The sequence below is a fragment of the Streptomyces sp. PA03-3a genome (assembly GCF_033792735.1).
Classification (GTDB): domain Bacteria; phylum Actinomycetota; class Actinomycetes; order Streptomycetales; family Streptomycetaceae; genus Actinacidiphila.
The window spans coordinates 15018-38258 of the sequence record NZ_JARAVM010000029.1; the positions used below are offsets into that span (position 1 = coordinate 15018).

Consider the following 23241-nt stretch of genomic DNA (forward strand, 5'->3'; position numbering starts at 1 on the left):
CTCCGCTCCCCTCCGTCCCCCCACCCGTCCACCCCACCCGGTCCCCTCCCCACCCCGTCCCCACCGGCCCACCACTCAGTCCGGCACCAGCACCGCCGCACCGTTGACGCGGTCGGCGGCCAGGTCGGACAACGCCCGGTCCGCGTGGTCGAGGGCATAGGGGGTGGCGGTCACCCGGATCCCGATCCTGGCGGCCAGGGCCAGGAACTCCCGTCCGTCCTGTCGTGTGTTGGAGGTGACGCTGCGCAGATTGCGCTCCTGGAACAGATGCCGCTGGTAGTTCAGTGCCGGGATGTCGGTGAGGTGGATGCCCGCGATCGCCAGCGTCCCGCCCCGGTCCAGGGCCTCCAGCGCCGGTGGCACCAGGTCGCCGACCGGCGCGAAGAGGATGGCCGCGTCCAGCGGCTCCGGCGGCCGCTCCGCCGCCGCCCCCGCGGAGGCGGCGCCGAGCTCCAGCGCGAGTTCCCGCGCCCGCTCCGACCGGGTCAGCACATGCACGGTGGCGCCCTCGGCCAGCGCGACCTGGGCGGCGATGTGCGCGGAGGCGCCGAAGCCGTAGATGCCCAGCCGGCCGCCCGCCGGCAGGTCGCTGCGGCGCAGCGCGCGGTAGCCGATGATGCCCGCGCACAGCAGGGGCGCCAGGCGTACGGCGTCGCGGCCGTCGGCGTCCTCGGGCAGCGCGTAGGCGTAGTCCTCGGGTACGGAGGTGAAGTCGGCGAAGCCGCCGTCTGCGTCCCAGCCGGTGTAGAGCGAGTACGGGCACAGGTTCTCGCGGCCGGTCAGGCAGTAGGCGCAGCTCCCGCAGGTGCCGCGGAGCCAGGCGACGCCCACCCGGTCGCCCTCGGCGAAGCGGCCGGCGAGCTCGCCGGTGCCGATGACCCGCCCGACCACCTCGTGCCCGGGGACGGTCTCGCGCCGGTGCGGCGGCAGATCACCCTCCGCCAGGTGCAGGTCGGTACGGCAGACGCCGCACGCCTCCACACGCAGCAGCAGCTCATGGGGTCCGGGCACCGGCTTGGGGCGCCCGACCCGTACCAGCGGCTCCGTGATCATGGGCCCGGGCCGGTCGACGACCCAACCACTCAGCATGTCTCCAGTCTGCGACCGGAGGCCTCGGCGCTGCAGCACGAAACGGGTCCCGCGGGCATGCCGAAGGCCCCCGTCGGCCGCGACGGGGGCCTTTCACCAGGCGATGGTGCCGTGGGCTCCGCTCAGGCGGCCGAGGTGCTCGCCGCGCTGCCGCTGCCGCTGGTGGAACCGCTGGAGGAGCCGGCCGAGCTGCTGCTCTTGGAGTCGGAAGAGGACTTCGACTCCGAGCCGCCGCTCTTGGCGGCCGGGGTGCTGCTGGACGACGAGCCGCGGCTGTCCGTCCGGTAGAAACCGGATCCCTTGAAGACGACGCCGACCGCGGAGAAGACCTTGCGGAGCCGGCCGTTGCACGCCGGGCACTCGGTCAGCGGGTCGTCGGTGAACTTCTGCACCGCCTCGAGGCCCTCGCCGCAGGCGGTGCACTGGTACTGGTACGTCGGCACTTGCTCCTCCTGGCACTCTGACTCATTGAGTGCTAACGACGGTCAATAGTGCAGCATTCCGCGTCGTCAGTCCACCGCGACCGGCTCTCGGTGACCGATGCCACTGCCGCGGCCGGTTCCGTCACCGCGTGCCGCGACCACTTCGGACGGTCGCGGCGCGAGCCGTTCGCGCAGTGCCGCCAGCGTGACGAGGGCCAGCGCGGTGCCCACCAGCGGCACGGTGAACCCGGCACTCGCCCCGATCCCGTCGGCCAGCCGTCCGGCGGCGGTGGCGGCCGCCGCCTGGCCCAGCGCCACCGCGCCGGTCAGCCAGGTGAACGCCTCCGTGCGGACCCCCGCGGGCACCAGCGACTCGACCAGGGTGTAGCCGGTGATCAGGGCCGGGGCGATGGTGAGCCCGACCAGCAGCCCGAGCCCGCCCAGCAGCGGCACGGCGTGCGCCGCCCACAGCATCGAGGTGGCCAGGGTCAGCGCCGTGTAGCCGACGAGCATGCGCCGCTTGGGCCCGGACCTCCAGGCGACGGCGCCGCATGCGAGCCCCGCGAGCATGTTGCCGGCAGCGAAGGTCCCGTAGAGCAGGCCGTTGATGCCGGGCCGCCCGATCTCCTCCGTGAAGGCCGTCATGGAGACCTGCATGCCGCCGAAGACGGCGCCGATGCCGAGGAACGCCACGGCCAGCACCCGTACGCCCGGCACGGTCAGCGCCGAGGCCCGGCGTTCCCGGCCTCCCGGGACGGTCCGGGCCGGGGCGGGGGCGGTCCGCCGCTGGGCGGCGAAGAGCAGGCCGCCGGCCAGCGTCAGCACGGCCTCGGACAGCAGCCCGGCCGCCGGGTACACCCCGGTGGCCAGCGCCGTGGCCAGCACCGGCCCGATGACGAAGGTGAACTCGTCGGTGACCGACTCGAAGGCCGCCGCCGTCTGCAGCAGCGGCGACCCGGCCGGCAGGGTGGCCGCCCAGCGGGCCCGCACCATGGGCCCGATCTGCGGCACCGAGGCGCCGGTGGGCACCGCCACCGCCAGCAGCGCCCACAGCGGCGCGTGCGCCAGTGCGAGCACGGCGAGCAGCGTCCCGGACGCCGAGTGGACGATCACCCCGGGCAGCAGCACGGCGCCCTGGCCGAAGCGGTCGGAGAGCTTGCCGCTCTGCGGGGCGAACAGCGCCATGGAGACGCCGGTGACGGCCGAGACGGCACCGGCGGTGCCGTAGGAGCCGGTGGTGTGCTGCACCAGCAGCACGATGCCGATGGTCAGCATCGCGAAGGGCTGGCGCGCGGCGAACCCGGGCAGCAGGAAGGCCCACGCACCGGGCGTGCGCAGCAGTTGCCCGTATCCCGGGCGCCCCGCGCCGCGGGAACGGCGGGAGGAGCCCGAAGGGAGGGACGAGCGGGACGAACGGGATGCTCGGGACGAGCGGGACGTACGAGTGACCGTGGATCCCACGGCCGGGCCTTTCCGCCGCCTGGTAGCGCACCCTGGACGCCTGGTCGCGTTCCTGTGCGCCGAGAGCTGTCCTCTCGCGCATGACCGAGGTAGATACCGGATCTGTCCGGCCGCCGGGCGGTCGCGCCAGCTCTGCATCAGACAGAGTTGGTGGTGACTGTCGACAGCCATGTTAACGGCCGGCCCCACCGCCCGATTCCAGCCATCCGGCCAGCTTGCCGCCGCGTCCCACCGCCCGCAGCCGCGCCTCCGCCTTGTCCCGCACCGGGTCGGTGGCGACGACGAGAAGTTCGTCACCGTGCCGCAGCACCGTCGTCGGCAGCGGGACGAAGCTCTTGCCCTCGCGGACGACCAGGGTGACGGCCGCACCCGGTGGCAGCCGCAGTTCGCCGACCTCCACGCCGTGCATGCGCGAGTGCGGCGGGATCCGCATCGACAGCAGGTGCCCCCGCAGCCGCTCCAGGGGCGCCGACTCGATCCCCAGGTCCTCCGCGGCCCCCGGGTCCCCGAGGCGGAGTCTGCGGGCCACCCAGGGCAGCGTCGGGCCCTGCACGAGCGTGTAGACGATCACCAGGACGAAGACGATGTTGAAGATGCGCTCGCTCTGCCGGACGCCCGCCACCATCGGGATCGTGGCGAGGACGATGGGCACCGCCCCGCGCAGCCCTGCCCAGGACAGCAGCACCTGGTCGCGGAACGGCGTCCGGAACGGCAGCAGGCTCGCCGTCACCGACAGGGGCCGCGCCACCACCGTCAGGACCAGGCCGACCACGAGCGCCGGCACGATGTCGTCGCCGAGTTCGTGCGGGGTCACCAGCAGCCCCAGCAGTACGAACAGGCCGATCTGCGCCAGCCAGGCCAGCCCTTCGGCGAAGCCCCGGGTGGCCGGGCGGTGGGGGAGCTTGGCGTTGCCCAGTACGACGGAGGCGACGTACACGGCGAGGAAGCCCGAACCGTGCGCGAGCGCCCCGCCCGCGTAGGCGAGGACGGCGATCGCCAGGACCGCGATCGGGTAGAGGCCCGAGGCGGGCAGCGCGACATGGCGCATCGCGAACGCGCCGAGCATGCCGACGGCCAGGCCGACCGCGGCGCCGATGGCCAGCTCCAGGGCGATCTCGCCCAGCAGCACGCCCCAGTTGTGCACCGGCCAGTGCTCGGAGAAGGCGACGACCAGGATGACCACCGGGGCGTCGTTGAACCCGGACTCCGCTTCGAGCACACCGGTCACCCGGCTCGGCAGCGGCACCCTGCGCAGCACCGAGAAGACGGCCGCCGCGTCGGTGGACGAGACGACCGCGCCGATGAGGAGCGCCTGCCGCCAGTCCAACCCGACGAGGTAGTGCCCCGCCGACGCCGTGATGCCGACGCTGACCGCGATGCCGAGGGTCGCGAGGACCGCCGCCGCCGGGACCGCCGGTTTGATCTCCCGCCACTGGGTGCCGAGACCACCCTCGGCGAGAATCACCACAAGTGCGGCATATCCCAACACCTGGGTCAATTCGGCATTGTCGAAGGCGACTCCCAGTCCGTCCTGTCCTATCGCGACCCCAATGCCCAGGTAGAGGAGCAGGCTGGGGAGGCCGCTGCGCGAGGAGAGGCGCACGGCGATCACCGCTATGAGCAGCACGAGGGCGCACACCAGCAGGAGTTCATTGAGGCGGTCGACAGTCAGGAGCCGGTCCTTTCAACGAAGTTCATTGCCTTACCTAACATTTTACCTGTGCTTGGGGTTGTGGCGATCTCCGTCCACAGGTCAGGACACCGCGTGGGGAGCTACGGGTCGGTACGCCTAAGGTGGCCCCTAGCAATCGGTCCACCCTGCCTTTCGAAGGACATCGATGCCCGCCAAGAAGAAGTCCCGCCGCACGCGCCTCATCGTGATCGGGGTCGTGCTCGTGCTCGTGGCGGGCATCGTCTACGGGTCGTACTGGAGCGTCGCCACCGTCCGCGCCTCCCTCCCGCAGACCACCGGAACCCTGCAGCTCAAGGGCCTGACCGGCGCCGTCCAAGTGAAGCGCGACGGCAACGGGATCCCGCAGATCTACGCCGACACCGCCGAGGACCTGTTCCGCGCCCAGGGCTACGTCCAGGCGCAGGACCGTTTCTACGAGATGGACGTGCGCCGCCACCTGACCGCCGGCCGGCTGTCGGAGATGTTCGGCAGCGGCCAGGTCGAGACCGACGCCTTCCTGCGCACCCTCGGCTGGCGCCGGGTCGCGCAGCAGGAGTACGACACCAAGCTGTCGGCCGACACCAAGAAGTACCTCGAGGCCTACTCCGACGGAGTCAACGCCTACTTGGACGGCCACTCCGGCGCCGACCTGTCCGTCGAGTACGCGGCGCTGAAGTTCAGCAACGACTACGTGCCGGAGAAGTGGACCCCGGTCGACTCGGTCGCGTGGCTCAAGGCGATGGCCTGGGACCTGCGCGGCAACATGCAGGACGAGATCGACCGCTCGCTGCTGTCGAGCCGCCTGACCCCCGCGCAGATCAAGCAGCTCTACCCCGCCTACCCGTACGACCGGAACAAGCCGATCGTCGAGGCCGGCAAGGTCGACGACCTCACCGGCGAGTACGAACCTGCCGGAACGACCACGGAAGCGGGCGCGAACCCCGGCGACGGATCGGGCACCGGCGACGGCACCGGCACCGGCGACGGAACGGGCACCGGCGATGGCACCGGTACGGGCACGGAAACCGGTACGGGTACCGACGCCGCCTCGACCTCCGACGCGACCCAGAACGTCCAGTCCCAGCTCGCCTCGCTCTCCGACACCCTCGACCAGATCCCCGCGCTGCTCGGCCCCAACGGCAACGGCATCGGATCCAACTCCTGGGTGGTCGACGGTCGCCACACCACCACCGGCAAGCCGCTGCTGGCCAACGACCCGCACCTTGCCCCGCAGATGCCCTCGCTCTGGTACCAGATGGGCCTGCACTGCAACAGCGTCGGCGAGGCCTGCCCCTTCGACGTGGCCGGCTACACCTTCTCCGGCATGCCGGGCGTGATCATCGGACACAACCGGTCGATCGCCTGGGGCATGACCAACCTCGGTGCCGACGTGACCGACCTCTACCTGGAGAAGGTCACCGCCGACACGTACCTCTACGACGGCAAGCAGCGGGCCTTCAAGACCCGCAAGGAGACCATCAAGGTCGCCGGCGGCGACGACCGCACGATCACGGTGCGCAGCACCGGCAACGGACCGGTGATCTCCGACCGCAGCGCCGAACTGCGCACCGTCGGCAACCGCGCCCCGGTCCCGAACTCCGCGCCCGACCGCGGCGAGGGCTACGCGGTCTCCCTGCGCTGGACCGCGCTGATCCCGTCCAACACCATGGACGCGGTCTTCGAGCTCGACGCGGCGACCGGCTGGGAGCAGTTCCGGGCCGCCGCCCGCGACTTCGCCGTCCCGTCCCAGAACCTGATCTACGCCGACAACAAGGGCGACAAGGGCCACATCGGCTACCAGGCCCCCGGCCGGATCCCGGTCCGCGCCGCCGGCTACGACGGCACCTACCCGGCCCCCGGATGGGACCCGCGGTACCAGTGGAAGAAGTGGATCCCCTTCTCCGCGATGCCGTACGAGCGCGACCCGGAGCGCGGCTACATCGTCACCGCCAACCAGGCCGTGGTCGACCAGGGCAAGTACCCCTACTTGCTCACCCAGGACTGGGGCTACGGCACGCGCAGCCAGCGGATCAACGACCTGATCCAGTCCAAGATCAAGGACAGCGGCCTGATCTCCATGGACGACATGCAGAAGATGCAGGGCGACAACAGCAGTGAGATCGCCAAGCTCCTGGTGCCGTACCTGCTGAAGATCGACATAAAGGACGACAAGGACGACTACGTCCGCAACGCCCAGAAGCTGCTGGAGGGCTGGGACTACAACCAGGACGCCGACTCCGCGCCCGCCGCCTACTTCAACGCCGTCTGGCGCAACGTCCTCAAGCTGGCCTTCGGCAACAAGCTGCCCAAGGAGCTGCGCCCCGAGGGCCAGTGCCTGACCGTCCCGGCCGCCGACCGGTCCGGCCCGGTGGACGACCTCGACGGCAAGTCCCAGCTGGTGCGCGAGTGCGGCCGGCGCGCCGCCGACCAGGCGCAGCCGGACGGCGGCGACCGCTGGTTCGAGGTCGTGCGCAACATCCTGGACGACCAGGACAGCCAGTGGTGGACGGACTCCCCCTCGGCCTTCTACGACAAGGACAGCGACCGGACCCGCACCACCCGCGACGAGCTGCTGGCCCGGGCAATGAAGGACGCCCGCTACGAGCTGACCGCGAAGCTCGGCAAGAACATCGACACCTGGAGCTGGGGCCGTCTCCACACGCTGGAGCTGCGCAACCAGACCCTGGGCACCGGTGGTCCGGCCGTCGTCCGCTGGCTGCTCAACCGCGGTCCGTGGCAGCTCGGCGGCGGCGAGGCCGCGGTCAACGCGACCGGCTGGAACGCGGCCGGCGGCTACGAGGTGGTCTGGGTGCCGTCGATGCGGATGGTGGTCTCGCTGGACGACTTCGACAAGTCCCGGTGGATCAACCTGACGGGAGCCTCCGGACATGCCTACAGCTCCCACTACACCGACCAGACCACCAAGTGGGCCAAGGGCGAACTGCTGCCGTGGGTCTTCACCGGGCAGTCGGTCGACAAGGCCACGGAGGACACCCTCGCGCTGACGCCGTAGCCCGCGCGGGCGGCGCGTGACGACAGGGGCGGGCCTTCGGGCCCGCCCCTCAGCCGTCCTCAGCCGTCCTCAGCCGTCCTCAGCCGTCCAGCTGTCCTCGGCCGTCCTCAGCCCTTGCCGAAGCGCCACACGCCCTCGGGGGTGACCACCGCGTCGACCGGCCGGTCGTGCGGCTCGTCGGGCACCCGCTCCAGCACCTCGTGCGCGTACAGCAGCACCACCAGCGCCGGCCTCGCCCCCGCAGCGTCCAGCCGGGCCAGGACCCGGTCGTACGAGCCCCCGCCGCGGCCCAGCCGCAGTCCCCGGCCGTCGACGGCCAGTCCGGGGAGCAGGACCGCGTCCGCCCGGGTGACGGCGTCCGGGCCGAGTCGGGGACCGGTGGGCTCGTACAGGCCGCGGGCGGCCCGCAGCAGGCCTCCGGAGCCCTCGTAAAGGGCCCAGTCCAGGTCGTTGTCGGGGAGCAGGACCGGCAGCAGCACCCGCTCCCCGCGTGCCCGCAGCAGGTCGAGCAGCGCGCGGGTGCCGGGCTCGCCGCCCATCGAGACATAGGCCGCCACCGTGCGGGCCTGCGACAATTCAGGCAGGTCCAGGGCGTGTTGCGCGATCACCCGTTCGGCCTCCGCGCGGTCGCCGGGCGTCAACCCGCGTCTCACCTGGATGAGGCGTTCCCGCAACTCCCTCTTGCTAGCGTTGTCGTCACTCATTTGACGTGCAACCGCCGCCTATCGTCATCAAGCAACCGGAACTTCATCTTCACCTCATATACAGCGGTTATCGTTGCCCCATGACTCACGCGCGTACCCGGATCAGCAAGGCTGTCATCCCTGCCGCCGGGCTTGGCACCCGTTTCCTGCCCGCCACGAAGGCGACTCCCAAGGAAATGCTGCCGGTGGTCGACAAGCCCGCCATCCAGTACGTCGTCGAGGAGGCCGTCGCAGCGAACCTCTCCGACGTCCTCATGATCACAGGCCGGAACAAGCGGCCGCTCGAGGACCACTTCGACCGCAACTACGAGCTCGAGTCGGCGCTCACCGCCAAGGGCGACGAGGCGCGCCTGGCACGGGTCCAGGAGTCCAGCGACCTCGCCACCATGCACTACGTCCGCCAGGGCGACCCGCGCGGCCTCGGCCACGCCGTGCTCTGCGCCGAGCCGCACGTCGGCGACCAGCCCTTCGCGGTGCTCCTCGGCGACGACCTGATCGACCCCCGGGACCCGTTGCTCGGCCGCATGATCGAGGTGCAGGAGCGGCACGGCGGCAGCGTCGTCGCGCTGATGGAGGTGGATCCGAGTCAGATCCACCTGTACGGCTGCGCCGCCATAGTCCCCACCGCCGAGGAGGACGTGGTCCGTGTGACCGACCTCGTCGAGAAGCCCGCGCCGGGCGAGGCCCCCTCCGCGTTCGCCGTCATCGGGCGCTATGTGCTGGACCCCTCGGTCTTCGCGGTGCTCAGCAAGACCCAGCCGGGCCGCGGCGGCGAGATCCAGCTGACCGACGCGCTGCGCGAACTGGCCCAGGAGGACGGCCCGGACGGGCCCGTGCACGGCGTCATCTTCACCGGCCGGCGCTACGACACCGGAGACCGTGGCGACTACCTGCGTGCGATTGTCCGACTGGCATGCGAACGTGATGACCTGGGGCCGGACTTCCGGTCCTGGCTGCGCACGTATGTCAGCGAGGAGATGCAAGATTGAGCAGCGGCACGGCTGACCGCGTCTGGTCCGTCTCGGAGCACCTCGACAACATCCTGCGGCAACTGAAGCCGCTGGAACCCATCGAGCTGCAACTCCTCGACGCCCAGGGGTGCGTCCTTGTCGAGGACGTCATGGTGCCGGTCGCGCTGCCGCCCTTCGAGAACAGCTCGATGGACGGCTACGCGGTCCGTACCACCGACACCCAGGGCGCCGACGCATCCCATCCGGCCGTGCTCACCGTCATCGGTGACGTGGCGGCCGGCAGTGGCGAACTGCCCACCGTGGGGCCCGGGCAGACCGCCCGGATCATGACCGGCGCCCCACTGCCACCCGGCGCCGAGGCCGTCGTCCCCGTCGAGTGGACCGACGGCGGCACCGGCGGCGCTCCGGTGGTCGGGATGCCGGCCGCGAGCCGGAGCCCCGACGCCGTGGGCGGCGAAATCCGGGTCTACCGGCCCGTGGGGCGGGGCGACCACGTCCGCGCCCGCGGCAGCGACGTCGCCGCGGGCGAGCTGGCGCTGAGCGCCGGCACGGTGCTGGGCCCGCCGCAGATCGCCCTGCTCGCGGCCGTCGGCCGGGCCACGGTACGGGTGCGGCCCCGGCCGCGGGTGGTCGTGGTCTCCACCGGCAGCGAGCTGGTCCCGCCCGGCGAGGAGCTGGGCCCGGGCCGTATCCACGACTCCAACAGCTACATGCTCACCGCCGCCGCCCGCGAGGCCGGCGCCCAGTCCTACCGGGTGGGCGCCGTCGCGGACGACGCCGAGACCTTCCGGGCCACCGTCGAGGACCAGCTGATCCGGGCGGACCTCGTGGTCACCAGCGGCGGTGTCAGCGTCGGCGCGTACGACGTGGTGAAGGAGGCCCTCGGTGAGGAGATCGACTTCCGCAAGCTGGCGATGCAGCCCGGCAAGCCGCAGGGCTTCGGCTTCATCGACGTCGGTGCCCGCGCCGAGGCGGAGGACGACGGCGGGGACGCGGAGGCCGCTCCGCCGGAGCCCGAGCGCACCCCGCTGATCGCCCTGCCCGGCAACCCGGTCAGCGCCTACGTCTCGTTCGAGGTGTTCGTCCGCCCCGCGATCCGCACCCTGATGGGTGTGGAGCCGGTGTTCCGGACGACCGTGCGGGCCGTGTGCGAGGGCGAGCTGACCTCCTCGCCCAAGGGCAGGCGGCAGTTCCTGCGCGGCCGCCACGACCCCTCCTCCGGGCGGGTCACCCCTGTGGGCGGTGCCGGATCGCACCTGGTCAAGGCGCTCGCCCACGCGAACGCGCTGATCGTGGTGCCGGAGGACACGACAGAGGTCCCGGCGGGCTCGGAGGTCGACGTCGTGCTGCTCGACTGAGCGGGTACCGTTACTGCCCACGCGAGCACGCGGCGAGCAGTGGGAGTGCCGTACCGATGACAGAACAGCAGCATCTGACGCACATCGACGACGCGGGGGCGGCCCGTATGGTCGACGTCTCGGAGAAGGACGTCACCGCCCGCACCGCCCGTGCCACCGGCCGGGTCCTGGTGTCGCCGCGCGTCATCGAGCTGCTGCGGGGCGAGGGCGTGCCCAAGGGCGACGCCCTCGCCACCGCGCGCATCGCCGGGATCATGGGCGCCAAGCGCACCCCCGACCTCATCCCGCTCTGCCACCCGCTGGCGGTCTCCGGGGTGAAGGTCGACCTCACCGTGGGCGACTCCTCCGTGGACATCACCGCCACCGTGAAGACCACCGACCGCACGGGTGTCGAGATGGAGGCCCTCACGGCGGTGAGCGTCGCCGCGCTGACGGTCGTCGACATGGTCAAGGCCGTCGACAAGGCCGCGGTCATCACGGACGTACGGGTCGAGGAGAAGTCCGGCGGCAAGTCCGGCGACTGGAGCCGCACCCGATGAGGGCACTCGCGATCACCGCGTCCAACCGCGCGGCCGCCGGGGTCTACGAGGACCGGGGCGGCCCGCTGGTCGTCGCCGGCCTGCGGGAGATGGGCTTCACCGTCGACGGCCCGCGCGTCGTCCCGGACGGCGACCCCGTCGGCAGCGCGCTGCGGGAGGCCGTGGCCGAGGGGTACGACGTCGTGGTCACCACCGGCGGCACCGGTATCTCGCCCACCGACCGCACCCCGGAGGTCACCCGCGCCGTCCTCGACTACGAGGTCCCGGGCGTCGCCGAGGCGGTCCGCGCCGCGGGCCGCGAGAAGGTGCCGACGGCCGCGCTGTCCCGTGGCGTGTGCGGTGTCGCCGGGCGCACCCTGGTGGTGAACCTCCCCGGTTCGACCGGCGGCGTCAAGGACGGCCTGGCCGTTCTGGCCCCGATCCTCGTCCATGCCGTCGAGCAGATCCACGGCGGCGACCACCCTACGTCTGGGAGACCGAGCTGAACGGGTCCTGGCCGGCCGAGCTGGCGGACGGGGACGTCCTCCTCCGCCCGATAAGGATGCGCGACCAGCGGGCGTGGCGTGAGGTGAACCGGCGCAACCGCGAATGGCTGCGGCCGTGGGAGGCCACCGTGCCCCCGGCCCCGCCCGGTCATCTCACCCAGCGGCCCACCTACCGGCAGATGGTCCGCCATCTGCGCCACGAGGCCGCCGCGGGCCGCATGATGCCGTTCGTCATCGATTACCGGGGACGGCTCGCCGGGCAGCTCACCGTCGCCGGGATCACCTGGGGCTCCATGTGCAGCGCCCACGTCGGTTACTGGGTCGACGAGGCCGTCGCCGGCCGCGGGGTCATGCCCACCGCCGTCGCGCTCGCCGTCGACCACTGCTTCCGCGCGGTGGGGCTGCACCGCGTCGAGGTCTGCATCCGGCCGGAGAACATGCCGAGCCGGCGGGTGGTGGAGAAACTCGGCTTCCGAGAGGAAGGACTGCGCCCCCGCTATCTGCATATCGACGGAGCCTGGCGTGACCACCTGGTCTTCGCGTTGACGGCGGAGGAGGTGCCGGAGGGAATGCTCCACCGCTGGCACCAGGCCCGACCTGGCACGGCTCACAAATAAAATATCTGTTCGAAAAAGGCCGCCGAACGGACTCCGACTTGAACGCAATCAGAAAAAAATTTCGGAGTATCAGCCAGATCGTGCGACACACCGCGCCAAATTGCGTATCCCCTGTCGTGAACCCCCCTACCGTGTGATGCGTGAGCAGCAGCGGCCTCATCTACGCAGTCATCGTCGGGGCCTGGGCTGCCTACTTGGTGCCGATGTGGCTCCGTAGGCAGGACGAGCTCAACGAAGCGCGCCCGACGGAACGCTTCAGCACCGCCATCCGGCTGTTGTCCGGACGTGCGGCCCTGGAGCGCAGGTACGCCAAGACGGCGGACCCGGAAACGGAGGCCGAGGCGGAGCCCGCGGTCGACGTCCGGGCCCTTGCCGTGCCCGCGACGGAGGTGAAGCCGAAGTCCCGGCAGAACGCGAAGGCGGGGAAGCCGGCGAAGCAGGGCGGTCAGGCGAACGCCGTGAACGCGAAGAAGCCCAATCCGCGGGCCAAGGTGCTCGTCGCCCGCCGCCGCACCATCACGATGCTCTTCCTGGGCTTCACCGCGGGCATGATCGTCGCCGCCGTCGGCGGTGTCGCCTTCCTCTGGGCCCCGGCCGCGCCCGCCGTGCTGCTCACGTTCTACATCGCCTACCTGCGCGCCCAGGAACGCCGTCGCTTCGAGGTCAAGCTCGACCAGCGCCGCGCCGCCGACGCCGCCAAGCGTCTGCGCGAGGCCCGCACGACGCGCGAGCCCGTCCACGACGTCCCCGACGTGGCCGAACCCACGCCGCCCGCCGAGGAGCCCGCCACGGCCGACCGGCGCGCCCTCGTCGAGCAGACCGACCACGCCGAGTGGGTCGACCAGCAGCGCGTCCCCGTCGAGGACACGTGGGAGGTGCCGGCGCCGCGTCCCACGTTCTCCACCGCCCCGGTCACCCCGCGCCGCTCCCGGGACCGCTCCCGCACCCCTCTGTTCGACCAGCACGCCGACCGCGACCGCCCCCGCGCCGCCAACGAGTGACCACCGGCGCCGGGGGCGCGGAGCACCCCCGCCGGGATGCTAGAGTTTTCCTCGTTGCAAGGGCCTGTGGCGCAGTCCGGTAGCGCACCTCGTTCGCATCGAGGGGGTCAGGGGTTCGAATCCCCTCAGGTCCACAGCAGCTCGAAGCCCCTGTCGGAGAGATCCGGCAGGGGCTTCGTCGTGCGCCGCGTACGGATCAGCACGTGTCGGAGACCAGCTCGGCGAAGGCGGTCCGGCTCATGGCGCGGTCGTCGGCCCACACCTGGCCGGGGCGCAGCGAGGCGAGGTCGGCGGCGGTGAAGTAGACCTGGCCGTTGTAGGTGCCGCCGCCGCGGGGGCCGCGGAACGACAGCGAGTACGTGCGGTCCGGCAGCAGGGCCTGGGTGCCGTCGGCCTCCACCTGCCAGGAGCCGGGCGGCTCGAAGAGGGGGAACGTCGTGCGGCCGATGTGTGCCGGCGACCACATGTCCCAGCCGCTGTCGGCCCCTTCGCGCCTCGGGCCGCCGGACGGTGCGTCAACGGCCTCCCGTTCGTCCCAGCTGTGCAGGACCACCTGCGAGGCGTGGTCCCCGGGGCACGGCTGCACCCTCGCCACCGCGGTGCCGTCCGGGCTCGTCCAGACCGCCACGAGCGGCAACCGCGCCGGGCTGCAGCCGCACAGCAGCCCGAGCCCCACCAGCGCGCCCAGTACGCCCGTTGCTCCCCGTCGCATGACCAGCCCCTCCCCGAGGACGCCCGCCCGCCGTCAGCGTGCCAGTCCCGGGCCGCGAGGGCGAGGTGTCCCGTCGGGTGAAACGGAGTGGTTTTCGGGCGGGTTCGGGGAGAGCATGCGGTGGTGGAGATATCGGGGTCGCCGGACGGCGAGGTGGAGGTGCCCGCGCGGATCTCGGCGCTGGCGGGGGAGCGGACGCCGCTGCCCGTGTGGCGGAACGAGGCGGGCGGGGTGACGTTCCGGATCGGGGCGGGGGAGGACCGGTTGTTCGCCAAGTGGGCGCCGGCGGGCTCAAGGCTGGACCTGGGGGCCGAGGCCGAGCGCCTGGAATGGGCGGGCCGCTTCACCCCCGTACCGCCCGTCCTGGAACACGGTTCGGACGGCGACGGGGCCTGGCTGCTGACGCGCGGGCTGCGCGGCGAGAGTGCCGTCAGCCCGCGCTGGACGGCGGATCCCGGTACCACGGTGCGTGCGCTGGGCGCGGGTCTGCGCGCGCTGCACGAGCGGCTGCCCGTGGACGCCTGCCCGTACGACTGGTCCGTCGGCACCCGCCTCGAACGTGCCCGGCGGGCCGGCAGGCAGGTGCCCGGGGACCTGCCGCCCGCGCCTCCCGTCGAACGGCTCGTGGTGTGCCACGGGGACCCCTGCGCGCCCAACACGCTGCTGGGCGAGGACGGTACCTGGTCGGGCCACGTCGACATGGGCGCCCTCGGCGTCGCCGACCGCTGGGCCGATCTGGCCGTCGCCACCTGGAGCACGGAATGGAACTACGGCCCTGGCTGGGAGGACGCGCTCCTGGAGGCGTACGGCATCGCCCCGGATCCGGAGCGGACCGCCTTCTACCGGCGCCTGTGGAGCGTCACCTGACGGGTGCCCCCGGGCGGGCACAGGTGGCACGATCGGGGCGGAAGCCGAGAGCGCGAGGGGGCGGGGCGGAATGGCCATCGATCTGGAGAAGGTGCGGGCGGTGGCGCCCGGGCTGGTGAGCCTGTACAAGGGCGCCCGGGTGTCGCTGGAGAAGGCCGGGGTCGCGGGGGAACGGGCCGCTGTGTACCTGGTGCTGGACCGGTCCGGCAGCATGCGGCGGCACTACCGGGACGGCACGGTGCAGCGCCTGGCCGAGCAGGTCCTCGGGCTCGCGGCGAACCTCGATGACGACGGGGTCGTGCCGGTGGTCTTCTTCTCCACTGAGGTGGACGGCGTCGCCGAGATCGGCCTCGACGGCTACGAGGGGCGGATCAACGCGCTCCACGACAACTACGGCCACATGGGCCGCACCAACTACCACCTGGCGATGCAGGCGGTGATCGACCACTACCGGGCGTCCGGCGCGACGCAGCCCGCGTTCGTCGTCTTCCAGACCGACGGCGGCCCCTCATCGCGCACGGCCGCCGAACGGCTGCTCTGCTCCGCCGCCGCGCTGCCGATCTTCTGGCAGTTCGTCGGCTTCGGTGACCCGGCGGGCAGGGACTTCGACTTCCTGCGCAAGCTCGACGAACTCCCGGTACCCGCCAAGCGGCTGGTGGACAACGCCGGTTTCCACGCCGCGGGGGAGGAGCCCGCGGCGGCGTCGGACGCCGGGCTGTACGCGGCGCTGATGGAGGAGTTCCCGCAGTGGCTGACGGCGGCGCGGGCGGCGGGCGTCATCCGGGACTGACGCCCGGCGCGGCGGGTGCGGCGGCCCCGTCGACGAGGCGGTCGAGTTCGGCGGCCGACTCGGGTGCGAGCCGGTAGACGCCCTGGAGGCCGATCGACCGCATCAGACGGCCGTCCTCGACGAACCGCAGCCGGCGCTCGGCCCGGCGCGAGCGGTAGGTGAGCCGTTCCAGCAGCTCGCCGGGGACGGTGGCGCCGAAGTCGAGCGGGGTCCCGGGCGGGCCCACCAGCACCTCGGACGCGCAACCGCCCTCCAGCGGCGACCAGTCGGGCAACTTGGCCAGCTCGTCCGCGGCCTCCTCGTACGGGATGATCCGCGCCACCTCCAGGCGGCCCAGCACATGGAGCCGGGTGCGGTGGACGCGGACCGGGAAGACGCGGTCGCCGGGCTTCACCCCCGCGAGCCGGAAGCTGGGCAGCGACTGGTGCGGGCCGCCGAACAGGACGCGGAGGGGGCGTCCGGTGTAGCCGTCGCGCGTCAGCCGGCGGCAGAGGTCGTTGGTCCACAACGTCGTGTAGGACTGCGGGGCGTCGGCCGGTTCGGACATGGCGGCCACCGTAGGGGGCGGGACCGACAGCGACCGCGGGCGGGCCAGGACCCCGGACGCCCCGGGCCGGAGCAGGGGGTCGGGCAGGGGTGTCCGCTGGTCGCCGGTCGCCGAGGGGTCGGCCGTTGCCGAGCGGGGCGGGGCCACGATCGCGCCGGGCACGGCCTCGGTTCGGGCCTCGAGGGCCGGAGCGCACGGACGTGCCGGGCATGGGCCGCGTCGCCGGGCGCCCGGGCCGTCGTTCCCCGACCCGGCGGTCAGAGCAGGGGGTTGGGCAGGTCCGTCCAGTGGTCGCCGCCCGCGGAGGTCTCCAGTCGCATCAAGGTGAGCGCCTTGACGGGGAGTTCGGGGGCGGAGAGCAGGGCCGCGCGGTCGGTACGGGTGTCCGCCGTCGCCGGGAGGGTGTCGAAGGCGCGGTCGGTCTCCGTGCGCACCGCGGCCCACAGCCGTGCCTCGGTGGGCCGGTGGGCCTCGCCGAGGGCGGAGATGAGGCTGCCGAACGTGGTGGCGACCAGGGAGCCGTAGAGCTTGGCGTGCAGGACCGCGGGGTCGTCGCTGAGGCCGCGGCCGAGCGGGGGCACGGTGACGCCGCACCGCGCGAGGCGGGCCGGGCTGATCCGGACGTCGGCGAGGTCGCGGTAGACCAGCCGCCGCGGCCGGGCGTGCCGGTCGAGGACGACCAGGAGGTTCTGCCCGTGCGCCTCCAGGGCGACCCCCCAGGACAGCAGCCGCAGCATGGCCGGGAGCGCGAGCCGGGCGAAGGCGGTGAGCCAGGCGGCGCCGTCCGGGGGCGCGCCCGGTCCCGCGGCCGCGAGCAGCGAGTGCAGCAGCGGCGGCCCGCCGTCGGCGGGGCGGCCGGTGAGCGCGGCGACGGGCAGCAGGGTCTCCCCGGACGCCGGGTCGGCGAAGCCGGACGGGGACTCCCGCAGCAGCGCGGCGAGGTCGGGGCTGGGCTCACCGCCGACGACGGCGGCGGCCGCCCCGAGGTTGCGGGTGACGCGCAGCGCGTCGTCGCCGAGCCGCCGGGTCAGCTCGTCCAGCAGCGCGGACAGCGCGGCGCTGTCGGTCACCGAGCGGGCCGAGATGTCGCGGACGGACGAGGTCATCCGCATGCTCAGCGCCGTCTTCACATGCGGCCCGCCGTCGAGCGGGGCCACGGTGCGCACCGACATCAGCGCCCGGGTGGGCACCGCGGCCTCGGCGTACGGGCGCAGCCCCAGGGCGGGCAGGATGTGCCGGGTCTGCCAGGGGTGGACGGGCAGCAGCAACCGGTCGCCGTCCCGGAACCGGTCCGGCCAGGCGCCCGCGACCAGGCAGTCGGCGGCGGGGACGGCGACGAGGTCGAGGGCGACGACGGGCCGGTGCTCGGGCCCGAAGGCCAGCTGCTCGGCCACCGAGAAACCGGGACGGCTGCGGCAGCACGGGTGGTACGGGTGGCCGTCGACCACGCCCTGCTCGAAGGAGGCGAGCGTCGGCGGCCGGCCGCCGTGGCCCTCCGCGCCCGCGGCGCCCGCCCGGGACAGGGCCAAGGAGGCGACGCTGTGGTCGATCTCGTCACGCAGCAGGCCCGACCCCGGCAGCCCGAGTGCCTCCACCAGGGCGGCCGGGTGGTCGTGCGGGCGGCCGTCCAGCCGAAGGGCGGGTTCGTCCTTCGGCAACCCCAGGTCGTGCGGCAGCCGGCGCGGCCCGAGGAGCACCCGGCCGTCGCGGAAGAGCACACGGTCCGGGCCGCGCGAGGCGATGCCCGGCAGAGGTTCCAGGAGCAGGGCCCGCCACAGGCGGCCCAGCACGGCGGCGCGCGCACCGGGGAGAGCGGCGGTGTACGCGTCGTGCAGATCGGGACGGAGCGTCGCCAGCTCGGTGGCGAACGCCGTCTCCAGGGGGCGCCGCGTCGCAGCCGCCGAGTGCGGGTACATGATGGGTCCCTACCCTACGCAGGAGGCGGCCGACCGTGCATCGACCAGGGCAGCGACCAGCGGGAACGTGCCGTCGTGGGTGAAGCCTGGGACCGCGCCGAGGCGCTGTCCGCCACGGCCCTGCTGAACTGCCTGCTGCGCGAGGTCGCCGAGGCCGCGGGCGCGGACGGGGGCCGTCCCGTGCACCGGCTGCCCGCGACCGGCGCGCTGCTGCGGGTGCGGGCCGGGCGTCACCCCGCCGGCCCCGAGCTGCGCACCGAGGGCGGCTGGCGGCCGCTCCCGCTGGAGGCGCTGGTCGAGGTCGTCGCCGCGGAACTCACCGCCCGCACGGGCGTCGCCGGCGCCGAGCTGCCCGCCGAGATCGCCGACAGCCGCGACGTGCTCGCCGCCCTGCTGGAGGCCCGCGAGCACGCGCCGCCGCCCGCCGACCCGTATCTGCGCTCCGAGCAGGCCCTGGTGGCGGGCCACCGCCACCACCCCGCGCCCAAGGCCCGCGGCGGCGGCCCGCCGGAGAGCTGGCTGCCCTACGCGCCGGAGGCGCACACGCGCTTCCCGCTCACGCTGCTCGCGGTCCGCGCGGACCTGCTGGCCGGGGAGGGCGACACCGCGGTGCTCGACCGGCTCTACCCGGACGTGCCCGAGGGCTACCGGGTCCTGCCCGCGCACCCCTGGCAGCTGGCCCTGCTGGGCGACCTCCCGGCCTTCCACGACGGGCGGCTGCTGCGCCTCGGGCACACCGCGGAACCGGCCGTGCCGACGGCGTCCCTGCGGACGGTGTACCTGCCGCAGGCCGACCTCTTCCTGAAGTTCAGTCTCGACGTGCGGATCACCAACGACATCCGCCGGCTGTGGCGGCACGACCTGCGCTGGCTGGGGCCCGTCGACGAGGTGCTGCGCGCCGTGCCGGAGGCGGACGTGCTGTCCGACCGCGGTCACCGGACCGCCGACCTCGGCGGCCGGGACGCCTACGAGGCACTGGCCGTGGTCGTCCGCGACGGCTTCGGCACGCACCTGCGCCCCGGGCTGACCCCGTTGCTGGCGGCGGCCGTCGCCGAGGGGTACGAGGGCAGCCCGCTCGCCGCGCCCGGCCTGACCGCGGACGGCGCGCTGGCCTGGTGGGAGGGGTATCTGCGGCAGGTCGTGCCGCCGGTGCTGGACGCGTACCTGCGGCACGGCGCGGTCCTGGAGTGCCACCTGCAGAACGTGCTCGTCGCCGTGGACGCCGACGGGCTGCCCGGCCAGGTGCTCTTCCGCGACCACGAGGGCGTCAAGCTGGTGGAGGAGCGGCACCGCGAACTGCTGCGCCGCCACGCGCAAGCGGACGCCCCCGGGCCCGGCGTGGACGCCGCCCACGGCTGGGAACGCCTGGTCTACTGCCTGGTCACCAACAACCTGCTGGAGATCGCGGGCGCGGTCGCCGAACGCCACCCGGAACTCACCCCGGTGCTGTGGGCGCGGGCCCGGGCCTTCCTCGCGCAGTGGTCGGCCGGGAACGGCGATCCGGCGCCGCTGCGGGAGCTGCTCGCCGCCGCGCACATCCCGGGGAAGACCAATCTGCTGCTGCGCTGGACCGGTGCGGACGGCGCCGCCGCCCGCTACCTGCCGCTGCCGAACCCGCTGCGGTCTCAGGGCGCGGAGGTGACCGACTCCAGCGAACGGCGCGTGCCGGGGCCGTAGAACCCGGAGGTGTCGCCCGTGACGCCGTGGCTCTGCTGGTAGCGCTGGACGGCGTCCTTGACCCCGCCGTCGTACTTGCCGTCCGCGGGGCCGTCGTAGAGCTGTACCTGGGCGAGCCGCTGCTGCAGCGCCACGACCTCGGGGCCGCGCGAGCCGGGCTTGAGCACCGCGCCGGAACCGTCCGTCGCGGTCCCGGTGTTCCCGCCCGCGGCGCCGGCGGTCGCCGAGCCGGTGGCGGGGGCCGGTGCCCGTGTGCCGGACGCAGAACCGGAGGCGGACGGGGAGGGGCCGCCAGGGCCCGACCGCGCCGAAGGGGCCCCGGCGCCGCGCGAGGCCTCCGTCGTGCCGTCGGAGTCGAGAAGGCTGGGCAGCGCCAGCCGCGGCTGGGAGGCGCTCGGGGCGGGCCGCGCGCGGTCGGCCTCACCCGGACCGGTGACGAGGTGCCCGAGCAGGGCCAGTACGCCGACCCCGGTCACCGCCGCGGCCACCGTGACGACGGTCCGCAGGCGCCGGCGGGGACGGGCCGCCGCCCGGCGCGCCCCGCGAGGCGAGTGCGCCGGCCGCGGCTGCGGCTGCGGTGTTCCGCCGGGGCCGCCGCCCGGGCCGGGCGGGTCCTCGGGGAACAGCTCGGCGTAGTCGGGCGCCGGCCCCTCGGGGCCCACGCCGATCAGCGGTCTGACGGTCGTGCCACCCGGTTCGCCGCCGCTCATCTCTCCTCGCCCGCCTGGTCGGGCACGAGGCGTTCGAGGACGTCCTGGAACTCCTCGCCGACGGTGATCAGCAGGCCGTCGCCGTCCTTCCGGCTGAGCTGGGTCAGCACGCCGTCCCGCCACCAGTAGACGTACGGGCTGATGGGGCCCACCGCGTCCTCGTGGCCCGCCGCGGCGAAGCCCGCCATGCCGTTGAGGGCCGGGATGACGGCGCTGTCACGGATGGCGTGGAAGGCCAGCTGGTGCCGGAACGGCATGGCGACCAGCGCCCCGTCGGCGGTCAGCGGCTTCCCGGTGACCCGTTCCACGAGTTCGTCCAGGACCAGTACCCGGGCCGCGGTGAAGAAGGAGTCGCCGACGAGGACGTCGAAGCGCACGTCGGCGTGCCGGACCACCTCGTGCCGTTCCACCGGCAGGTCCCGGAGGTTGAGCAGGGCACGGCCGCGCAGCTCGCGGGTGTCGCCGAGGGGGACCAGGGCCTGGTCGGCGAGCGTCATCACGCTCTCCGGGAGGTCCAGGGCGAGCACCTCCAGCAGCCCGGGCGCGGCGATCCGGGCGTAGCGGAAGGTGTCCGGGTCGACCGCGTCGGGGGTGACCAGGCGCGGGTAGAGCCGCTCGCGGATCTCCTCGGCGGGCATGGTCTCCAGCGGCGACGGCCCGTCGAGGGTGCGCAGCACCGCCCCGATGTGCTCGCGTGCCAGCTGCGGCCACACGCGCGGGCCGCGGCGGTCGTTGTGGCACAGCGCGGCGAGGTTGCCGAGCCCGAAGCGACGGCCGGAGTCGTCGGTCACCATGTCGGCGAAGACCGTGACCTCCAGCCCGAGTTCGGCGAACGACTCGCGAACGGTCGCGCGGAAGCGCGCCCCCTCGTCCACCGAGAAGAAGGCGTACTCGGGGTCGCGGGGTGTGTCCCGCTGGTCACGCTTCGGCCCGCGCCGGAAAATCCCCACCTCAGCTGTCCCCTCGACCTGGACTCGACGAGCAGGGCGCGATCCTATCGGCAGGCGCCCGGGGCCGCCGTCTGCGTCAGCCTTCGCCGTCCGGCGCGTCCCGGTAGGTCTCCAGCAGCCGCAGCCACACCTCGCTCATGGTGGGGAAGGCCGGCACGGCGTGCCACAGGCGTTCCAGCGGCACCTCACCGGCGACGGCGATGGTGGCGGAGTGCAGCATCTCGCCGACCGACGGGCCGACGAAGGTGACGCCGACGAGGTGACCCCGGTCCAGGTCGACGACGGCGCGGGCCTTGCCCTTGTAGTCGTCGGCGTACAGCCCGGCGCCGGAGACGTTGCCGATCTCGTAGTCCACGATCCTGACGCGGCGGCCCTCCCGCTCGGCCTGCTCGGCGGTGATGCCGACGGCGGCGGCCTCGGGCTCGGTGAAGACGACCTGGGGGACGGCGACGTTGTCGGCGGTGGCCGCGTGCCGGCCCCAGGGGGCGGTGTCCAGGGGCTCCCCCTTGGCGCGGGCGGCGATGGCGGCGCCGGCGATACGGCCCTGGTACTTGCCCTGGTGGGTGAGGAGGGCGCGGTGGTTGGTGTCGCCCGCGCAGTACAGCCAGCCGCCCTCGACGTCCTTGACCAGGCAGGTGTCGTCGACGTCCAGCCAGGAGCCGGGGGTCAGGCCGACCGTCTCCAGGCCCAGGGCGTCGGTGTGCGGGACGCGGCCGGTGGCGAACAGGATCTCGTCGGTGACGAGTTCCGTGCCGTCGGAGAGCACCAGGGTGATCGGCCCGGACTCCGAGGCGCGCCGCAGCTCCGTGACCGACACGCCCGTGCGGATGTCCACACCGGCGGCGCGCATGCCGTCCGCGACGAGCTCGCCCACGAACGGCTCCCAGCGCGGCAGCAGCCCGGAGCCGCGGACCAGCACGGTCACCTCGGAACCGAGCGACCGCCAGGCGGTCGCCATCTCGACGCAGACCACACCTCCGCCGACCACCACGAGCCGTCCCGGCACCTCGGGGGAACTGGTGGCGTCGCGGCTGGTCCACACGTGGTCGTCGGCGATGCCGGGCAGGTCGGGCAGCTGCGCGCGGGTGCCGGTGCAGACCGCCACGGCGTGCCGGGCGGTCAGGACGCGCTCGCCGCCGTCGGGGGTCTCCACGACGACGCGGCGCGGCCCGTCGAGCCGTCCGCGCCCCCGGACGAGGTCGATGCCGGCCGAGTCCAGCCAGCTCACCGCGCCGTCGTCCTTCCAGTTGCCGGTCCACCAGTCGCGCCGGGCCAGCACCGCGGCGGCGTCCAGCCGCCCGCCGGCCGCCTCCCGCGAGCCCGCGACCGCCCGCGCGGCGTCCAGGGCCGCCTGCGGGCGCAGCAGCGCCTTGCTGGGGATGCACGCCCAGTACGAGCACTCACCGCCGACCAGCTCCGCCTCGACCACCACCGTGGTCAGTCCGGCCTGCCTGGTTCGGTCGGCGAGGTTCTCCCCGGTGGGGCCCGCGCCGATGACGATGACGTCGTAGGTGTCCGTGCTCGCGTTCGTACCGCTGTCTGCCGCCGTGGTCATGGTTCCACCGTAGGCAACACCGCGTCCGCGCACAGCCGGAACCACCGTGTCCCGCCGCTTCGCCGCCCTCGACCGTGCCCGCCGACGTGGCGCGTCGGGGACGGGACCTGGTGCGACTGGTAGGCCATCAGGGCGAGGCCAGATGGGGCGCCGACGCGCGCCGGTGCCCGCGGCCGCCGGCTGCG

Annotated in this window: 21 protein-coding genes and 1 tRNA gene; 11 read left to right on the forward strand and 11 right to left on the reverse strand. The window is 73.5% G+C overall.

Features of this window, described 5'->3' with window-relative positions; genetic code table 11:
- Window positions 1-75: 75 nt before the first annotated feature.
- From PV342_RS29820 to PV342_RS29835, 4 genes are all read right to left on the reverse strand, one after another.
- Window positions 76-1086 (reverse strand): zinc-dependent alcohol dehydrogenase family protein, encoded by a 1011-nt coding sequence (locus PV342_RS29820; RefSeq protein WP_500319457.1) that lies wholly within the window; start codon window positions 1084-1086, stop codon window positions 76-78.
- Window positions 1087-1211: 125 nt separating this feature from the next.
- Entirely contained in the window at window positions 1212-1532 is a 321-nt protein-coding gene (locus PV342_RS29825) for an FmdB family zinc ribbon protein (RefSeq protein WP_018559898.1), read from the reverse strand.
- A gap of 66 nt (window positions 1533-1598) precedes the next feature.
- The gene (locus PV342_RS29830) at window positions 1599-2786 is read right to left on the reverse strand and encodes an MFS transporter (RefSeq protein ID WP_500319371.1); all 1188 of its coding nucleotides are present in this window, start codon (window positions 2784-2786) and stop codon (window positions 1599-1601) included.
- Window positions 2787-3144: 358 nt separating this feature from the next.
- Window positions 3145-4644 carry a potassium/proton antiporter gene (locus PV342_RS29835; protein ID WP_078619934.1) on the reverse strand — a complete coding sequence of 500 codons (1500 nt, stop codon included), beginning with the start codon at window positions 4642-4644 and terminating at the stop codon, window positions 3145-3147.
- A gap of 166 nt (window positions 4645-4810) precedes the next feature.
- Here PV342_RS29835 and PV342_RS29840 point away from each other — a divergent pair, with 166 nt between their 5' ends.
- Window positions 4811-7657, forward strand: a complete 2847-nt coding sequence (locus PV342_RS29840) for a penicillin acylase family protein (protein WP_500319373.1) — start codon at window positions 4811-4813, stop codon at window positions 7655-7657.
- Window positions 7658-7764: 107 nt separating this feature from the next.
- Here PV342_RS29840 and PV342_RS29845 read toward each other — a convergent pair whose 3' ends face one another.
- The gene (locus PV342_RS29845; RefSeq protein WP_500319375.1) at window positions 7765-8361 is read right to left on the reverse strand and encodes a 5-formyltetrahydrofolate cyclo-ligase; all 597 of its coding nucleotides are present in this window, start codon (window positions 8359-8361) and stop codon (window positions 7765-7767) included.
- 80 nt (window positions 8362-8441) lie between these two features.
- Between PV342_RS29845 and galU the strand changes: the two genes are divergently transcribed.
- From galU to PV342_RS29880, 7 genes are all read left to right on the forward strand, one after another.
- The gene (gene galU, locus PV342_RS29850; RefSeq protein ID WP_026251142.1) at window positions 8442-9350 is read left to right on the forward strand and encodes a UTP--glucose-1-phosphate uridylyltransferase GalU; all 909 of its coding nucleotides are present in this window, start codon (window positions 8442-8444) and stop codon (window positions 9348-9350) included.
- Window positions 9347-10690 (forward strand): molybdopterin molybdotransferase MoeA, encoded by a 1344-nt coding sequence (locus tag PV342_RS29855; RefSeq protein WP_500319377.1) that lies wholly within the window; start codon window positions 9347-9349, stop codon window positions 10688-10690. The genes galU and PV342_RS29855 overlap by 4 nt, the downstream gene beginning before the upstream one ends.
- Before the next feature lie 56 nt (window positions 10691-10746).
- The gene (gene moaC, locus PV342_RS29860) at window positions 10747-11229 is read left to right on the forward strand and encodes a cyclic pyranopterin monophosphate synthase MoaC (RefSeq protein ID WP_391576477.1); all 483 of its coding nucleotides are present in this window, start codon (window positions 10747-10749) and stop codon (window positions 11227-11229) included.
- On the forward strand, window positions 11226-11714 hold the full coding sequence (locus PV342_RS29865; RefSeq protein ID WP_018559890.1) for a MogA/MoaB family molybdenum cofactor biosynthesis protein: 489 nt from the start codon (window positions 11226-11228) through the stop codon (window positions 11712-11714). The genes moaC and PV342_RS29865 overlap by 4 nt, the downstream gene beginning before the upstream one ends.
- Window positions 11711-12331 carry a GNAT family N-acetyltransferase gene (locus tag PV342_RS29870; RefSeq protein ID WP_386988762.1) on the forward strand — a complete coding sequence of 207 codons (621 nt, stop codon included), beginning with the start codon at window positions 11711-11713 and terminating at the stop codon, window positions 12329-12331. The genes PV342_RS29865 and PV342_RS29870 overlap by 4 nt, the downstream gene beginning before the upstream one ends.
- Before the next feature lie 140 nt (window positions 12332-12471).
- Window positions 12472-13332: a divisome protein SepX/GlpR gene (sepX, locus tag PV342_RS29875; RefSeq protein WP_500319380.1), complete on the forward strand. Its 861-nt coding sequence runs from the start codon at window positions 12472-12474 to the stop codon at window positions 13330-13332.
- 60 nt (window positions 13333-13392) lie between these two features.
- A tRNA-Ala gene (locus PV342_RS29880) sits at window positions 13393-13466 on the forward strand.
- Window positions 13467-13528: 62 nt separating this feature from the next.
- Here the strand turns inward: PV342_RS29880 and PV342_RS29885 are convergent.
- Complete coding sequence (locus tag PV342_RS29885) at window positions 13529-14044, reverse strand: hypothetical protein (protein WP_500319382.1); 516 nt, start codon at window positions 14042-14044, stop codon at window positions 13529-13531.
- A 120-nt stretch (window positions 14045-14164) separates the two neighbouring features.
- Here PV342_RS29885 and PV342_RS29890 point away from each other — a divergent pair, with 120 nt between their 5' ends.
- A complete protein-coding gene (locus PV342_RS29890; protein WP_329187373.1) occupies window positions 14165-14911 on the forward strand; it encodes an aminoglycoside 3'-phosphotransferase in 747 nt (248 codons plus the stop codon).
- Window positions 14912-14981: 70 nt separating this feature from the next.
- Window positions 14982-15701 carry a vWA domain-containing protein gene (locus PV342_RS29895; protein ID WP_500319384.1) on the forward strand — a complete coding sequence of 240 codons (720 nt, stop codon included), beginning with the start codon at window positions 14982-14984 and terminating at the stop codon, window positions 15699-15701.
- On the opposite strand, the gene PV342_RS29900 is transcribed toward PV342_RS29895, so the two are convergent.
- On the reverse strand, window positions 15688-16248 hold the full coding sequence (locus PV342_RS29900) for a hypothetical protein (protein WP_500319386.1): 561 nt from the start codon (window positions 16246-16248) through the stop codon (window positions 15688-15690). The genes PV342_RS29895 and PV342_RS29900 overlap by 14 nt on opposite strands.
- 257 nt (window positions 16249-16505) lie before the next feature.
- Window positions 16506-18164 (reverse strand): IucA/IucC family protein, encoded by a 1659-nt coding sequence (locus PV342_RS29905; protein ID WP_500319388.1) that lies wholly within the window; start codon window positions 18162-18164, stop codon window positions 16506-16508.
- Window positions 18165-18239: 75 nt separating this feature from the next.
- Here PV342_RS29905 and PV342_RS29910 point away from each other — a divergent pair, with 75 nt between their 5' ends.
- Entirely contained in the window at window positions 18240-19841 is a 1602-nt protein-coding gene (locus tag PV342_RS29910) for an IucA/IucC family protein (RefSeq protein ID WP_400802807.1), read from the forward strand.
- On the opposite strand, the gene PV342_RS29915 is transcribed toward PV342_RS29910, so the two are convergent.
- The 3 genes from PV342_RS29915 to PV342_RS29925 form a co-directional block, all read right to left on the reverse strand.
- On the reverse strand, window positions 19790-20551 hold the full coding sequence (locus PV342_RS29915) for a peptidoglycan-binding domain-containing protein (RefSeq protein WP_500319391.1): 762 nt from the start codon (window positions 20549-20551) through the stop codon (window positions 19790-19792). The two genes, PV342_RS29910 and PV342_RS29915, sit on opposite strands and share 52 nt — an antisense overlap.
- On the reverse strand, window positions 20548-21501 hold the full coding sequence (locus PV342_RS29920; RefSeq protein WP_018559867.1) for a hypothetical protein: 954 nt from the start codon (window positions 21499-21501) through the stop codon (window positions 20548-20550). Before PV342_RS29920 ends, PV342_RS29915 begins: the two co-directional genes overlap by 4 nt.
- 76 nt (window positions 21502-21577) lie before the next feature.
- On the reverse strand, window positions 21578-23056 hold the full coding sequence (locus PV342_RS29925) for a dihydrolipoyl dehydrogenase family protein (RefSeq protein WP_018559866.1): 1479 nt from the start codon (window positions 23054-23056) through the stop codon (window positions 21578-21580).
- Between the last annotated feature and the right edge of the window lie 185 nt (window positions 23057-23241).

Bases quoted from the DNA above. Each gene is read 5' to 3' on its own strand.
- PV342_RS29830 (WP_500319371.1), bottom strand. From the start codon at position 2,786: ATGCTGACCATCGGCATCGTGCTGCTGGTGCAGCACACCACCGGCTCC.
- PV342_RS29840 (WP_500319373.1), top strand. From the start codon at position 4,811: ATGCCCGCCAAGAAGAAGTCCCGCCGCACGCGCCTCATCGTGATCGGG.
- PV342_RS29845 (WP_500319375.1), bottom strand. From the start codon at position 8,361: ATGAGTGACGACAACGCTAGCAAGAGGGAGTTGCGGGAACGCCTCATC.
- galU (WP_026251142.1), top strand. From the start codon at position 8,442: ATGACTCACGCGCGTACCCGGATCAGCAAGGCTGTCATCCCTGCCGCC.
- moaC (WP_391576477.1), top strand. From the start codon at position 10,747: ATGACAGAACAGCAGCATCTGACGCACATCGACGACGCGGGGGCGGCC.
- PV342_RS29865 (WP_018559890.1), top strand. From the start codon at position 11,226: ATGAGGGCACTCGCGATCACCGCGTCCAACCGCGCGGCCGCCGGGGTC.
- PV342_RS29885 (WP_500319382.1), bottom strand. From the start codon at position 14,044: ATGCGACGGGGAGCAACGGGCGTACTGGGCGCGCTGGTGGGGCTCGGG.
- PV342_RS29895 (WP_500319384.1), top strand. From the start codon at position 14,982: ATGGCCATCGATCTGGAGAAGGTGCGGGCGGTGGCGCCCGGGCTGGTG.
- PV342_RS29900 (WP_500319386.1), bottom strand. From the start codon at position 16,248: ATGTCCGAACCGGCCGACGCCCCGCAGTCCTACACGACGTTGTGGACC.
- PV342_RS29905 (WP_500319388.1), bottom strand. From the start codon at position 18,164: ATGTACCCGCACTCGGCGGCTGCGACGCGGCGCCCCCTGGAGACGGCG.
- PV342_RS29915 (WP_500319391.1), bottom strand. From the start codon at position 20,551: ATGAGCGGCGGCGAACCGGGTGGCACGACCGTCAGACCGCTGATCGGC.
- PV342_RS29925 (WP_018559866.1), bottom strand. From the start codon at position 23,056: ATGACCACGGCGGCAGACAGCGGTACGAACGCGAGCACGGACACCTAC.